General features: G+C 70.5%; 12 protein-coding genes and 1 pseudogene. 4 read left to right on the top strand and 9 right to left on the bottom strand.

Translation table 11 applies throughout. The features are described 5' to 3' along the window. Positions 1 to 224: 224 nt before the first annotated feature. The 7 genes and pseudogenes from IH68_RS59835 to IH68_RS0122590 form a co-directional block, all read right to left on the bottom strand. A pseudogene (locus tag IH68_RS59835) lies at positions 225 to 473 on the bottom strand (RNA-guided endonuclease TnpB family protein); the annotation flags it as partial. A 141-nt stretch (positions 474 to 614) separates the two neighbouring features. After that, positions 615 to 2,207 carry a cation acetate symporter gene (locus IH68_RS0122615; RefSeq protein ID WP_030938096.1) on the bottom strand — a complete coding sequence of 531 codons (1,593 nt, stop codon included), beginning with the start codon at positions 2,205 to 2,207 and terminating at the stop codon, positions 615 to 617. After that, positions 2,201 to 2,584: a DUF485 domain-containing protein gene (locus tag IH68_RS0122610; protein ID WP_234341489.1), complete on the bottom strand. Its 384-nt coding sequence runs from the start codon at positions 2,582 to 2,584 to the stop codon at positions 2,201 to 2,203. The genes IH68_RS0122615 and IH68_RS0122610 overlap by 7 nt, the downstream gene beginning before the upstream one ends. Positions 2,585 to 2,982: 398 nt before the next feature. Then, a complete protein-coding gene (locus IH68_RS0122605; protein WP_030938092.1) occupies positions 2,983 to 3,456 on the bottom strand; it encodes a carboxymuconolactone decarboxylase family protein in 474 nt (157 codons plus the stop codon). A gap of 109 nt (positions 3,457 to 3,565) precedes the next feature. After that, positions 3,566 to 4,018, bottom strand: a complete 453-nt coding sequence (locus IH68_RS0122600; RefSeq protein WP_030938090.1) for a flavodoxin family protein — start codon at positions 4,016 to 4,018, stop codon at positions 3,566 to 3,568. Positions 4,019 to 4,039: 21 nt separating this feature from the next. Then, the gene (locus tag IH68_RS0122595; RefSeq protein ID WP_030938089.1) at positions 4,040 to 4,921 is read right to left on the bottom strand and encodes a YegS/Rv2252/BmrU family lipid kinase; all 882 of its coding nucleotides are present in this window, start codon (positions 4,919 to 4,921) and stop codon (positions 4,040 to 4,042) included. A gap of 53 nt (positions 4,922 to 4,974) precedes the next feature. Next, positions 4,975 to 6,573: an FAD-binding oxidoreductase gene (locus IH68_RS0122590; RefSeq protein ID WP_030938087.1), complete on the bottom strand. Its 1,599-nt coding sequence runs from the start codon at positions 6,571 to 6,573 to the stop codon at positions 4,975 to 4,977. Between the two features lie 92 nt (positions 6,574 to 6,665). Here IH68_RS0122590 and IH68_RS0122585 point away from each other — a divergent pair, with 92 nt between their 5' ends. The 4 genes from IH68_RS0122585 (at position 6,666) to IH68_RS0122570 (ending at position 10,854) form a co-directional block, all read left to right on the top strand. Next, positions 6,666 to 7,265, top strand: coding sequence for a TetR/AcrR family transcriptional regulator (locus IH68_RS0122585; protein ID WP_078912554.1), 600 nt, complete (start codon positions 6,666 to 6,668; stop codon positions 7,263 to 7,265). Next, positions 7,262 to 8,842, top strand: a complete 1,581-nt coding sequence (locus IH68_RS0122580) for a glycerol-3-phosphate dehydrogenase/oxidase (RefSeq protein ID WP_030938081.1) — start codon at positions 7,262 to 7,264, stop codon at positions 8,840 to 8,842. The genes IH68_RS0122585 and IH68_RS0122580 overlap by 4 nt, the downstream gene beginning before the upstream one ends. Before the next feature lie 98 nt (positions 8,843 to 8,940). Next, positions 8,941 to 9,222: a hypothetical protein gene (locus IH68_RS0122575; protein WP_030938079.1), complete on the top strand. Its 282-nt coding sequence runs from the start codon at positions 8,941 to 8,943 to the stop codon at positions 9,220 to 9,222. A 360-nt stretch (positions 9,223 to 9,582) separates the two neighbouring features. After that, positions 9,583 to 10,854, top strand: coding sequence for an MFS transporter (locus IH68_RS0122570; protein WP_234341488.1), 1,272 nt, complete (start codon positions 9,583 to 9,585; stop codon positions 10,852 to 10,854). 89 nt (positions 10,855 to 10,943) lie between these two features. Here the strand turns inward: IH68_RS0122570 and IH68_RS0122565 are convergent, their stop codons facing one another. Both IH68_RS0122565 and IH68_RS0122560 read right to left on the bottom strand, forming a co-directional pair. Further along, complete coding sequence (locus IH68_RS0122565; RefSeq protein ID WP_030938077.1) at positions 10,944 to 11,801, bottom strand: MBL fold metallo-hydrolase; 858 nt, start codon at positions 11,799 to 11,801, stop codon at positions 10,944 to 10,946. A gap of 316 nt (positions 11,802 to 12,117) precedes the next feature. Then, entirely contained in the window at positions 12,118 to 12,453 is a 336-nt protein-coding gene (locus tag IH68_RS0122560) for an FAD-linked oxidase C-terminal domain-containing protein (protein WP_030938075.1), read from the bottom strand. Between the last annotated feature and the right edge of the window lie 141 nt (positions 12,454 to 12,594).

Below are 12,594 nucleotides of genomic sequence, written 5' to 3'. Positions count from 1 at the left end.
GCTGCCGGGGTGGTACCCGTAGCTGTCGTAGCGGGTTCGGCTGCCAGGGACCATCGCCTTTGACCGACACGTACTCGGGTTGAAGTGCTCTCCCAGCTAAAGCAGGGAGATTCCTGCCTACCTTGCGGTGGCGGGCTTGACGCGGCGAACGCGCCTGGCGACTAGAAGGTGGGCGCCTCGGCACGGCCGTCCCAGCAGTTCTTCCACGCCTGGAAGTACGTCTACAGCACCGCCTGCGCGGCCTGCGCCGGAAGCACGGCGAGCCAGTCGGTCTCCTTACGGGCCAGGCGGATCGCCGCATCGGCAGCGGCCAGCGAACGCTTCCCCTTGGCGAGCGTCCTCCACCAGTCGTGCAGGCAGTTCTACATGGCGCGGGCCGAGTGTGCCTGGCCGTCTATGAGCCGGACCTGCGCAGGCGTCAGCACCAGCCGGGCCCGATGCCCGAACTGCCGCTTCTCCTGCACACGTTCCATACTCACGCGAACACCATACTGTTTTGGCTCATGTCACCACTACGGAACCCAAATCGCAACGTACCCACCGGCCGTCACGCTATCTGCAACCTGCAGTCCACTTGGTGTTCGTCACCAACACCGCTCCCTGGTGGGCGCTCGTCAGCCGGCGGCTCCGACCAGCGCACGGACCTCGAACTCGTCGTATCCGTCTGGGACTTCGGGTCGGCTCAGGACGGTGCCGAGCCAGCCGAGGAGGAAGCCGGCCGGGATCGAGACGATGCCGGGGTTCTGCAGCGGGAACCAGGCGAAGTCGGCGTCCGGGTAGAGAGAGGCCGGGGTGGAGGAGACGACGGGTGAGAACACGACGAGGAGTACCGAGCACAGCAGGCCGCCGCAGAGGCTGAGCAGGGCGCCCGTCGCGGTGAAGCGCCGCCAGAACAGGGTGTAGACGAGGGTGGGCAGGAGGGCGGAGGCGGCGATGGCGAAGGCGAGGAAGGCCAGGGTGGCGGTGTTGGCGCCCCAGGACACGAGGGCCAGGAGCATGGCGAGGACGCCGATGACTGCCGCGGCGAGCCGGGCGACCAGGAGTTCCTCGGTCTGTTTGGCCCGTCCCTTGCGGATGACCTCGCCGTAGAGGTCGTGGGCGGCGGAGGAGGCCGCGGCGAGGGTGAGTCCGGCGGCCACCGCGAGAAGCGTGACGAAGGCCAGACAGGACAGGAGGGCCGCCAGGACTCCGCCGCCGAGTGCGTGCGCGAGCAGCAGCACGGCCGCGTCGCCCTTGTGGTCCATGCGGGCGATCGTGTCCCGGCCGACGACGGCGGTGGCGCCCAGGCCGAGGACGCCGGCCGCCAGGCAGACGAGGCCCACCAGGCCCATCGCCCACACGACGGAGCTGCGCAGCACCTTGATGGAGCGGGGGGCGAGCAGCCGCATCATGACGTGCGGGAGGGCTGCGAGGCCCAGCACGATGGCCAGTTGCAGGCTGAGGAAGTCGAGTTTGCTGGTGCTGCTGGCGCCGTAGCGAAGTCCCGGCTCCAGGAAGCGTGTTCCCATGCCGCTGTTGTCGGCGGCCGCTGTCAGCAGGGCGTCGATGTTCCAGTGGTAGTGGTGCAGCACCATCACGGCGGTCACGGTGACGCCGGAGATGAGCATCACGGCCTTGACGATCTGGATGAAGGTGGCTCCGGGCATGCCGCCGAGTGCCGCATACACGACCACGATCGTGCCGATGACGACCACGCACAGGGTGCGGGTGGCCGCGCTGGGTTCGCCCGTGAACTGGGTCAACAGGGCGACACTGCCGACGAGTTGGGCGACGAGATAGAGGGTGGTGACGGCCAGGGTGCAGAGGGACAGGGCGAGCCGCACCGGGCGTTGCCGGGTAGGCATGCGCAGGGCGATGGTGTCGCCGAGGGTGAACCGGCCCGTGTTGCGCAGGGGTTCGGCGATCAGCAGCAGGACCATCATCCAGGCCACCGCGGTGCCGCCGAGGTAGAGGAGTCCGTCGTAGCCGGTGAGGGCGACCAGGCCGGTGCTGCCCAGGAGGGTGGCGGCGGACAGGTAGTCCCCGCACATCGCCAGCCCGTTGCGCAGCGGCGACATGGTGCGGTTGCCGAGATAGAACTCGCCGATCTCGTCGCGCTGCGGAGCAGTCAGCAGCGCGGTGAACAGGGTGACGACGACCACGGAGAGAAACAGCAGGAACGTCAGCTGCAGGCTGAAGCGGTCCACGACGGCCGCGGTCGTCACCATGTGCGGTAGCCCTCCGTGGGGCGGGAGGCGGGGGACTCGGCGGGACGGCTCGGCTGTTCGGGCTGCCGGCGGCGGGCCTGGGTGCGGAAGCCGCGGGTGATCGGGTCGACGTGTGTGCGCATGTGCACGATGTGGCGTCGCGCGATCAGGGCCATCACCACGAACTGCCCCAGCCCGAGAGCCAGTCCGAGGGTGAGGTGACCGTGCAGTGGAGTGTTCATGAGCTCGGGGGTGAAACTCGACAACAGGACATACAGCAGGAACCCGCCGACGGCGACTGCCGTCATCCGCACTCCGGATCGCCGGTGCGCACGGCGCAGCAGCTGGAATTCAGGGCTGTCGGATATCTCGCGTCGTTTCGCCTGCTCGACATTCACGCGGGCACACCTTCTCCACTTCTTGGTGCCGCACAACGCCGGGAAAGAATGCCGGAGTAGACCACCGTGCGGACTTTGTGGGGGGTTCGTGAATCCGGAACCGTCGCTTTGCGGATTCCTTCGGGCTCGCCCTTGGGGTGGGGGCGGGACCGGAGCCGGAGTATTGCAGCGCGCCCGTTGGACTATCAACCGCACGGAAGGGTGAATTTCCCGCAGTGACTCATTCACACACCTGATCCTGCGTTCTTGGGTGCCGCCAAGTCCAGGAAAAGCAAGGCGCACGAGAATAGTCCGTACCTTTTCCGGGGGGAGACTGTCTCAAATGCAGTGCACAAGGACGGCCCGGGCGAGAGTGCCCGGGCCGTGTGCCGTTGCCGGTGAGGGTCAGATGGTCGGCGTCACCCGAACATGCCCGGCTGGTAATCGCCTGCGGGCTGCTGAACGATGACGTTGAAGCGGTTGTACATGTTGATCACGGCGATGGTGGCGACCAGGGCGGCGAGCTGGTCCTCGTCGAAGTGCTTGGCTGCGTTCGCCCAGGCCTCGTCCGTGACCCCGCCGGCCGCATCCGCGATGCGGGTGCCCTGCTCGGCCAGCTCCAGGGCGGCGCGCTCGGCGTCGGTGAACACCTTGGCCTCCCGCCAGGCCGCGACCAGATGGAGACGCTGCGGGTCCTCCCCCGCGGCCAGAGCGTCCTTGATGTGCATGTCGGTGCACATGCCGCAGCCGTTGATCTGGCTGGCGCGGAGCTTCACCAACTCCTGCGTCGCGAGCGGCAGCGCCGAGTCCGAGACGACCTTGCCCGCCGAGTTGAGGTGCCGGAAGAGCTTGGCCGCGACCGGGTTCTCGAAGAGGTTGAGACGAGCTTCCATGATGTGCTCCTGTGCCGTTGTCGGTGGTTACACCTCTCTGACGGCACGGCCCGACAGGTTGTGACACCCCCGAATGTGACCTGCGTCTCCCTCGCCCCCCCGGTTCGGGTCAGTCGAGCAGTCCCGCGGCGAGCGTCGCGCCCAGCTCCCAGCAGGCCTCGACGTCCGATGTGGCGGGCTCCCCGGTGACGGTGACGGGTTTCGCCGTGCGGCGCCAGCCCAGGCCGGTCGTGATCGCCTCGATGCCGCGCACCGCGCCCGTGACGTCGCTCCCGCCGTGCACGTAGTAACTGAAGGCCCTGCCCTGCGTCGCGTCCAGGCACGGGTAGTAGATCTGGTCGAAGAAATGCTTGAGGGCTCCGGACATGTATCCGATGTTGGCCGGGGTGCCGAGCAGGTAGGCGTCGGCTGCCAGCACGTCGGACGCCGTGGCCGCCAGCGCCGCCCGCCGCACAACCTCGACGCCCTCGATCTCAGGCGCGTTGGCACCCGAGAGAACGGCCTCCAGCATCGTCTGGCAGTTGGGCGAGGGCGTGTGATGCACGATCAGCAAGGTGGGCACACCCGCACCCTAGTTCAGCGCTCAGCACAGCACCCGCAGCGCTCCCGGCAGCACTCTGACCGTGACGGGCAGGACGGCCTCGACCTCGCCGTCGGCGCCGTAGGGCACGTCACGGTCGGCGGAGATGGTGATCTCCCGGCCGCGCAGGATGCGCACCTGCGGCCGGTTGACATGGGTGCCCGTCTTGAGTTCGTTCATCAGGGCGAAGAAGAGCCGCCGGGGTGCCTCGCTGATCATCACCACGTCCAGGAGGCCGTCGTCCACGCGGGCGTCGGGGGCGATGAGCCGGCCGGAGCCGTAGTAGCCGGAGTTGGCGGCCACCACCGTGTAGCCGGTGTGCCGGTGTTCCTTGCCGTCGACGGTGACCCGGTAGTGCGCCGGCCGCCAGGTGGTGACGGCCCTCAGGCCGCCGGCGTAGTAGGAGGCCGCGCCCCGCAGGAGTTTGGCGTGGTTGGCGTGGCGGTTGGCGAGGGCGTCGACGCCCGCGTACACGCTGCCGAGGACGACCGTGCGGTCGTGGACGGCCGACTCGACCTCGATGGTGTCCACCGCGCGCGGTTCGTGGTGGAGCAGCACCTCGGCCAACTCCGGGGGTGCCGTGGGGAGTTCGAGTGCTCGGGCGAAGTCGTTGCCGCGGCCGGCCGGGACCAGGCCGAGTACGGCGCCGGTGCCGCTGAGGGCGCCGCCGATGCCGCCGGCGATGCCGTCACCGCCGACGGCGAGCACCACCCGGCCCCGGCTGCCCGCCTGCCGGGCGAGTTCCTGCGCGTGGGCCAGGCTGCGGCTGTACTCGGTCTGCAGCTCGGCGCCCGCCTCCCGCAGCAGCCGGGCCACCGCGAGAAGCGCGGCGGCCGAGGTGTATCCGCCCGCGGTGGGGTTGACGACGGCGGTGAACTGTCGCATCGGTGTGCCTCCGAGGGCGGACGGGCCGGTACTGCCGAACAGGGGGGTGAGGGTCAGTCGTCGAGGGGCAGAAGGACGCCGGGGTTGAGGAGTCCGGCCGGGTCCAGTCGCCGCTTCACGGCGCGCAGGGCCTCGACGGCCAGCGGGCCGGCCTCGCGGACGTACCAGTCCCGGTGGTCGGTGCCCACGCCGTGGTGGTGGGTGATGGTGCCGCCGGCGGCGAGGATCGCCTCGTTGGCGGCGTGCTTGGCCCGGGTCCAGTGCGCGACGGGGTCGTCGCCCTGGGCGGAGACGACGGTGAAGTACAGCGAGGCACCGTTCTCGTAGACGTGCGAGATGTGGCACATGACCAGGGGCGGGGTGCCGGCCTCGGTGAGTGTGGTGGTGAGCGCGTCGCGTACGGCCGAGTACAGAGCGGGGATGCGGGACCAGAAGGCCGCCGTCTCCAGCGTCTCGGCGAAGGCACCCGCGTCGAGGAGGGCGTCACGCAGATACGGGGCCGAGTAGCGGCCGTGTGCCCAGCGCTCGCCCGGCTCCTCGCCGAGCGGTGTGCCGCCGCACTCGCGCAGCACGGCCACGGCGCGCTCCCGGCGGTACGAGACGTCCTCCTCCGTGCCCTCGTATCCGGCGATCGCCGTGCATCCGGCGGCCGCCTGGGCGTCCGAGGACCCGATCGCGTCCGGCTGGGCGAGGCCGATCAGGGTCTCGGTCTCGTCGGACAGGCGCAGGACGGTCGGGCGCGGCCCGTCCTGGGCGAGCCGGCGCAGTGCGGCGGCGCCTTCCGCGAAGGAGGGGAAGCGCCAGCCTTCGTAGATACGGGTCTGCGGGACCGGGCGGATACGGACCGTCACCGACGTGATCACGCCGAACGCCCCCTCCGAACCGAGGACGAGCTGGCGCAGGTCGGGTCCGGCCGCGGAGCGCGGGGCGCGGCCCGTGTCGATGGTGCCCTCAGGGGTGGCCAGGGTGAGGCCGAGGACCATCTCGTCGAAGCGGCCATAACCTGCGGACGCCTGGCCGCTGGAGCGGGTGGCGGCGAAACCGCCGATGGTGGCCCACTCGTAGGACTGCGGGAAGTGGCCGAGGGTGAAGCCGTGTTCGGCGAGCAGCGCCTCGGCCTGCGGGGCGCGCAGGCCGGGTTGCAGGGTGGCGGTGCGGGAGACCGGGTCGAGGGCGAGCAGACCGTCCATACGCCGCAGGTCCAGGGCGACAAAGGTGCGCTGCCGCCCGGGGGCGAGTCCGCCGACGACGGAGGTGCCGCCACCGAACGGGACGAGCGGCAGGCCGTGTTCGGCACACGCGCGCAGCACGGCGAGCACCTCGTCGTGGCCGGCCGGGAGCAGCACCGCCGTCGGGGTGTCGTCGACGTCGCCCTCCCGGATGCGCAGCAGATCGGGGGTGGACTTGCCACGGGTGTGCCGGATGCGGGACTCCGCGTCGGTGCGCACGTGCTCCTCGCCGCCCACGGCCGCCACCAGGGCCTGATGCACCGCAGGCTCCAACTGCCCCTCCGGAACGGCGATGTCCGCCAGGCCGACCGGCTCGGCGCTGCGCGGCTTGACGCCGAGCAGATCGCGCAACAGCCCGATCACCGTGTCGGGCAGCGGCGTCGCCCTGGCCGGGTCGCCCCAGCCACTCCACAGCATGTCCATGACTGTCCTCACCGGTCGATTCGAGCGATTCCGTTCGAGCTGTTCCCTCTTCCGACGGCCCTGCAGGGCGTCGAGGCGTTACACTGTGACACATGACGCCTATTCGTCACAACAGCTCGGACAGTGATGCAGTGCTCGACGCGGTGCGGGACTGCGTACTGGCCGTCGGGGTCCGCCGTACGACACTCACCGACGTGGCCCGCCGCGCGGGCGTCTCCCGGATGACCCTGTACCGGCGCTGGCCCGATGTGCGCACGCTGGTCGGAGACCTGATGACCCGTGAGTGGGTCGACGTGGCCACGCGGGCGATACCCGAACGCAGACCGGAGGCGGACGCGCGCAGCCTGCTGGTGGAAGGGCTGGTGGCGGGCGTGGAGTCCTTCCGTGACCATCCCCTCTTCCGCAAGATCGTCGACGTCGATCCCGAACTGCTCCTCCCCTATGTCCTGGACCGTCGCGGCGCCAGCCAGATCGCACTCCTGGAGCTACTGGCCCACGGCCTGAAGGAAGGGCACGCCGACGGGTCGGTCCGCGTCGGCCATCCCGAGCGCCAGGCCCGCTCCCTGCTGCTGATCGTCCAGTCCTTCACCCTGTCCCTGCGGACCATGACCGACGAGGACGACACCGACCTGTCCTCCGCGGCCTTCCTCACGGAGCTGCGCTCCATTCTGGAGAGGACCCTCACGACTTGAGCCCCAGCCCTGCCGCCCCCGGATCGTCCCTGTCCGCCGCCCGGCGCTCACGCGAACTGGCCGAGACCGTCGGCGGTCCCGCCGTGGACGCCCTCGTCGTCGGGCTCGGCGCCACCGGTGCCGGAGCCGCCCTGGACGCCGCGGCGCGCGGCCTGAGCGTCGTCGCCGTCGACGCCCACGACCTGGCCTTCGGGACCTCCCGCTGGAGCAGCAAGCTGATCCACGGCGGGCTGCGGTATCTCGCCTCCGGTCAGCTCGACGTCGCCCACGAGAGCGCGGTCGAGCGGGGCGTGCTGATGGAGCGCACGGCACCGCACCTGGTCCGCGCGCAGCCGTTCGTCCTGCCCCTGACCCCGCTGGTCTCCCGCGGTCAGGCGGCGCTCGCGTGGGCCGGCTTCCGGGCGGGCGACACCCTGCGCCTGACGGCCCGCACCGCCCGGGCCACGCTGCCCGCGCCCCGTCGGCTCTCCGCCCTGGAGACCCGCCGTCTGGCCCCCGCGCTGCGCACCGACGGGCTGCGCGGCGGCCTGTTGTCCTGGGACGGCCGGCTCGTCGACGACGCCCGCCTGGTGACCGCCGTGGCCCGCACCGCGGCCGCACACGGGGCACGGATCCTGACGCGCGTCAGGGCGCTGGAACTGACCGCCTCCGGAGCCCGCGTCCGCGACGAACTCACCGGCGAGGAGGGGGAGATCAGGGCCCGCGCCGTGATCAACGCCTCCGGTGTCTGGGCGGGCGGCCTGGTGGACGGCATCCGTATACGCCCCTCGCGCGGCACCCATCTGATCCTGCGCTCGGAGCACCTCGGCCCTCTCCCGGCCGGGCTGCACATCCCCATCCCCGGCGAGACCAACCGCTTCGTCCTCGTCCTGCCCCAGGGCGACGGCCGCGTCTACGTCGGTCTCACCGACGAACCCGTCGAGGGCGACATCCCCGACGTGCCCGAGGCGCCCGAGACGGACATCGGCTTCCTCCTCGACGTCCTGGGCTCGGTCCTCGACGTACCGGTCCGGCGCGCGGACGTCGTCGGCGCCTTCGCGGGACTGCGCCCGCTGCTGGACACCGCACCGGAGGCCGGGCCCGGAGCCGCGGCCAGGACCGCCGACATCTCCCGCCGGCACGCGGTGCTCACGTCGTCCGAGGGCGTGATCACGGTGGTCGGCGGCAAGCTCACCACCTATCGGCGCATGGCCGAGGACGCCGTGGACGCCGCCGTCGCCGCCCGCCGCCTCACCGCCGGCTCCTCCCCCACGGCCTCCCTTCCGCTCGTCGGCGCCGCGTCCCCTCAGGCACTCGGCGCGGTGCAGGCACCTCGCCATCTGGTACGGCGCTACGGCACCGAGGCACCGGCCGTCCTTGCACTCGGCGCGAACGACCCCCGACTGGGCGAGCGGGTGCTGCCGGACCACCCCGTCACGGCCGCCGAACTGCTGTGGGCGGTGCGCCACGAGGGCGCCCTCGACGAGTCCGACGTCCTCGACCGCCGCACCCGGATCGGCATGGTGCCGGCGGACCGTGCCGCGGCGCTGGACGCCGCGCGGGAACTGCTCGGCGAGGCCTTGGCCCGGAGGGGGTGAGAGCCCGCGGCCTGCCCGCCGGTCCGCTCGGCCCGGCGCCGGCCTGGCACACCGGCTCGGCGCGCGCCATGGCAAATGTGCGCCTATGCTCCATTTGCGTGACACATACCTTCGACGAGCTGGTCGAGAAACAGCGCGCAGCCGACGAGGCGCACCTCCGGGTCGAGGAGCTGCAGCACTCGTACGGCCCGGTGACCCAGCCCAGCGGCTGGAGCGGACAGCAGGCCGACACGTACGAGACCGCCCGACGCGCCTGGCGCGACCTGGCCCGTGAGGCGCGGACGTCGGTCACCGAGTATGCGAAGGAGTCCGGGAAGCCCCGCAACGAGGTCGAGGCGGAGGTCGAGCAGGCGGTGCGGCAGTCCGAGCAGAGGAGCTGACCGACCCGTGACCCGCCGGGGGTGAAGCCGTCGCGGCGCCCCCCGAACCCGGTCGCGCCTCCCGAGAGGAGGTCCCGGCCCGGCCGTCGCCTGCTATGATCTTGCGGGTTTCCGGAACCCCCTCGCTCACGGTCCGCTTCCGCGGAGGGCGCGGGCCGCCGTCGGATCGGCCGGTTCCGTCTCGAGAAACCAGCTTCCACCTCTCGCTCGATACCTGTCGTCGTATCGACAGATACACCCGCAACACAGAGTTCACGTGACACCCCATCGGCACCTGCTGATGGGGTGTCACGCGTTTTACGCCCGGCTCCTGTTGAAAGCGCCGGAAGACCATCTCACCGAAAGGACCCACCGACCGCGATGACCTCCCTGCCCCGCAAGGACATAGGCGATCCAACACCCGAAGCACCGGACATCCCGCTGCGCCGCGTCCCCGACTTCCGCTGGTTCTGGCTGTCACGCGTGGTCTCCGGGCTGGGATCCGCCGTCACCACGGTGGCCCTGCCCGTGCTGACCTTCCAGGAGACCGGCTCGCCGCTGATGGTCTCCCTGGTGGCGGCCTCGGCGACCCTGCCCTACGTGGTCTTCGGGCTGATCGCGGGCACCGTCGCGGACCGGACCGACCGGCGCCGCCTGATGATCCTCACCGACTGGCTCAACGCCGCCTGTATCGCCTCCGTCCCGGCCGCCTCCGCTCTGGGCATCCTGACCGGCGGCCAGGTTCTTGTCGTGGCCTTCGCCTCGGCCGGTCTCGGTCTCTTCTTCGACGCGGGGGTGTACGGCTTCGTCCCCGACATCGTCGGCAAGGACAAGCTGACCGAGGCCAACAGCGCCGTCTACGGAGCGCAGACCGTCGTACGCATCGCCGGGAACGCGGTGGCGGGAGGTCTGATCGTCCTGTTCCGCCCGCCCGGCACGCTGGCGCTGGACGCCCTGTCCTTCGCCGCCTCCGCCCTGCTCCTCAAGGCGGTCACGTGTACCTCCCCGTCCGACAAGACGGCGGTGAAGCGACCGGGGTTCAGGGAGTCCGTCCGGGAAGGACTCCGTTTCCTCCGCCACCACTCGACGCTGCGTCTGATGACGGTGGTCGGCACCCTGCAGTCCTTCTCCGGCGGGGCCATCATCGGCCAGCTCGTCGTCTTCGCCGACCGCGTGCTGGGCATCCACGGATCCGACGGGCGGATCGGCCTGCTGTACATGGCATGGAGTGCCGGAGGCATCGGCGGATCCTTCCTGCTGCCCCGGCTACGGCGCCGTTTCGAGGCGTTCCCCCTCCTCCTGGGGGTGCTTCCCATCGGGTCCCTGCTCGGTCTGGTGGTCGTCCTCAGCTCGGACTGGCGGGTCACGCTGGTCGCCCTGACCGTGTGGGGCTCGGCCTACCTCGTCGTCCTGGTGAACACGATGACCTACTCCCAGGAGGTGACGCCGCCCGAGCTCCAGGGCCGGGTCAACACCACACGCCGGATGCTCTCCTCGGGCCTGGGTGTTCCGCTCGGCGCCCTGGTGGCCGGCACCCTGACTGTGCGGGTCGGCGTCCAGGCCGGGATGTCGACGGCCGTCGTGTCGATCGCCCTGGCGGCCCTGCTGGTCTGGGGTGTCCAGGTGCGCAGGCGGGTCCGGTCCGGGGCTTAGGCCAGGCTTGGGCCCTGTCGTTCGGATCAGCTCGACGTCGGGCCCTGGCATGCACTCCCCCACTGCCTTGAAGGCGTGGCGGACTCAGGTCAGCTGAACGGGCTGATCGTCTCGTACGGCTTCTGGAAACGCACGTGGATGCCGGACTCGGCGCTTTTACGGTCTAGCAGTTCCCTGGTCCTGGCGAAATTGTCCAGGAGCCGCGGCATGGGACGCAGCTTCTTGTCGAGCGACCGTCCGAAGTGATCCCAGTGCACGGGGATGACGAGGCCGGGGCGGGTGGCCTCGACGGTGTGGTGCCAGTAGTCGTTCTGGAACTGCGCGGACTGCGCCCCCAGGGCACCGATGCCGAGGTACAGCAGATCGACATCCAGGCCCTCGAACTTGTTCGGGACGAAGTTGGCACTCGGGTGGACCAGCATCGTGCCGGTCGGGTGCTCGAAGAGGAACGAATAACAGCCGCCGGTCCGGTACGCACTGGCCTTGGCCGGCGGCACGAGCGGCTCGTCGATCGTACCGGGGTATCTGTCGCCCGGGCTGTGCGCCCCTTCGAAGACTCGGACCGTGAAGTCCCCGAAGACGTACCTGTCACCGTCGCTGACACACGCCATCGCCTGTTCGCCCAGACCGGCTCCACGGCCGACGTTCACCGTCGACTCCGATCCGTACAGGACGCCGCCGACGCGCTTGACGATCTCGGGGGAGTCCATGACGTGGTCGTGGTGGGAGTGGGCGACGAACAAAGCGTCGAGATGCTCGATGCCGCCGCGGGACAGGGCGTCGGAGATGCGTCCGAGGTCGGGTGCGATGGGCCGCCCAAGAGCGACTCGCAGCAGCGACGGCCTGGTGAAGAAGCCGTCGATGAGGACTCCGGAGACACCGTCGGTGACGTGTACCGAGGACGTTCCGAAGAAAGTGGATCGAACAGACGCTGCATCGACGGTCATGCGTCGGCATCCTCCGTGTGCGTGCGGTGTGGATGGCGCAGGCCACGCGGGGTGAGCCACCTCGTTGTTGAGCCCTTGCGCGAGGTCCGGCCCGCGCTGCTCCAGGGCGAGCCGCACCAACGCCTGGATTGCCGGGCATGAGCGTGCGCCCGGACTCGGCCGTGTACTTGTCGTCCAGTGTGACGGTCATCGGCCCTTTCCCGCGACGTCCACGACCTTGCCGGGATCGAGGATGCCCATCACGTCGAGCGCGGCCTTCGCCCGCGCTGCAACTCGGCCACCGTGGGCCCGATCTCGCTGCTCATGCCGCGCTTCTTCAGCAGCCCGACTTCGTGCTCACGGTGACCGTGCCGCCCGGCGCGATCGCGCCGTCGAGGACGGGCTCGAACGCCCCCTGTGCCCGCCACCGCGCTCTGTCGTCACCAGGGTCGGTGATGATCAGAGGATGCAGGTCGCCGTCGCCCGCTTGCGCAATGTTCGCGATGTGCACCCCGTGCTGCCCTCCGGCCTGCTCGATCCTGGCCGGCATCTGCGGCACCAGCTGCCGGGGCGCGCAGGCCGGCCGTCGCGCCTGGAACAGCGCGTCCGCCTCCCGCTGATCGCTCGCGACTGAACCGGCGTCGCGGTCATTGCCCCAGTGAGCAGTGTGCATCGTGAAAGGTGCAGGTCGGGCGGGCTGGTGTGCGCGGGGTCGGGGGTGCTCGGGCTGGTGGGCGGCGGGTGACCATGGTGAAGATCGTCTGACCGGTCGGTCGGGAGGGTTCTCTGGTTCTGCTGCGCCTGCGTGAGCGGG

It is taken from the genome of Streptomyces sp. NRRL S-646 (genome assembly GCF_000720765.1).
Classification (GTDB): domain Bacteria; phylum Actinomycetota; class Actinomycetes; order Streptomycetales; family Streptomycetaceae; genus Streptomyces.
This window is presented reverse-complemented; position numbering and strand designations above follow the sequence as displayed.

Bases quoted from the DNA above. Each gene is read 5' to 3' on its own strand.
- IH68_RS0122585 (WP_078912554.1), top strand. From the start codon at position 6,666: ATGACGCCTATTCGTCACAACAGCTCGGACAGTGATGCAGTGCTCGAC.
- IH68_RS0122560 (WP_030938075.1), bottom strand. From the start codon at position 12,453: ATGCACACTGCTCACTGGGGCAATGACCGCGACGCCGGTTCAGTCGCG.
- IH68_RS0122565 (WP_030938077.1), bottom strand. From the start codon at position 11,801: ATGACCGTCGATGCAGCGTCTGTTCGATCCACTTTCTTCGGAACGTCC.
- IH68_RS0122590 (WP_030938087.1), bottom strand. From the start codon at position 6,573: ATGGACATGCTGTGGAGTGGCTGGGGCGACCCGGCCAGGGCGACGCCG.
- IH68_RS0122605 (WP_030938092.1), bottom strand. From the start codon at position 3,456: ATGGAAGCTCGTCTCAACCTCTTCGAGAACCCGGTCGCGGCCAAGCTC.
- IH68_RS0122595 (WP_030938089.1), bottom strand. From the start codon at position 4,921: ATGCGACAGTTCACCGCCGTCGTCAACCCCACCGCGGGCGGATACACC.
- IH68_RS0122570 (WP_234341488.1), top strand. From the start codon at position 9,583: ATGACCTCCCTGCCCCGCAAGGACATAGGCGATCCAACACCCGAAGCA.
- IH68_RS0122615 (WP_030938096.1), bottom strand. From the start codon at position 2,207: ATGGTGACGACCGCGGCCGTCGTGGACCGCTTCAGCCTGCAGCTGACG.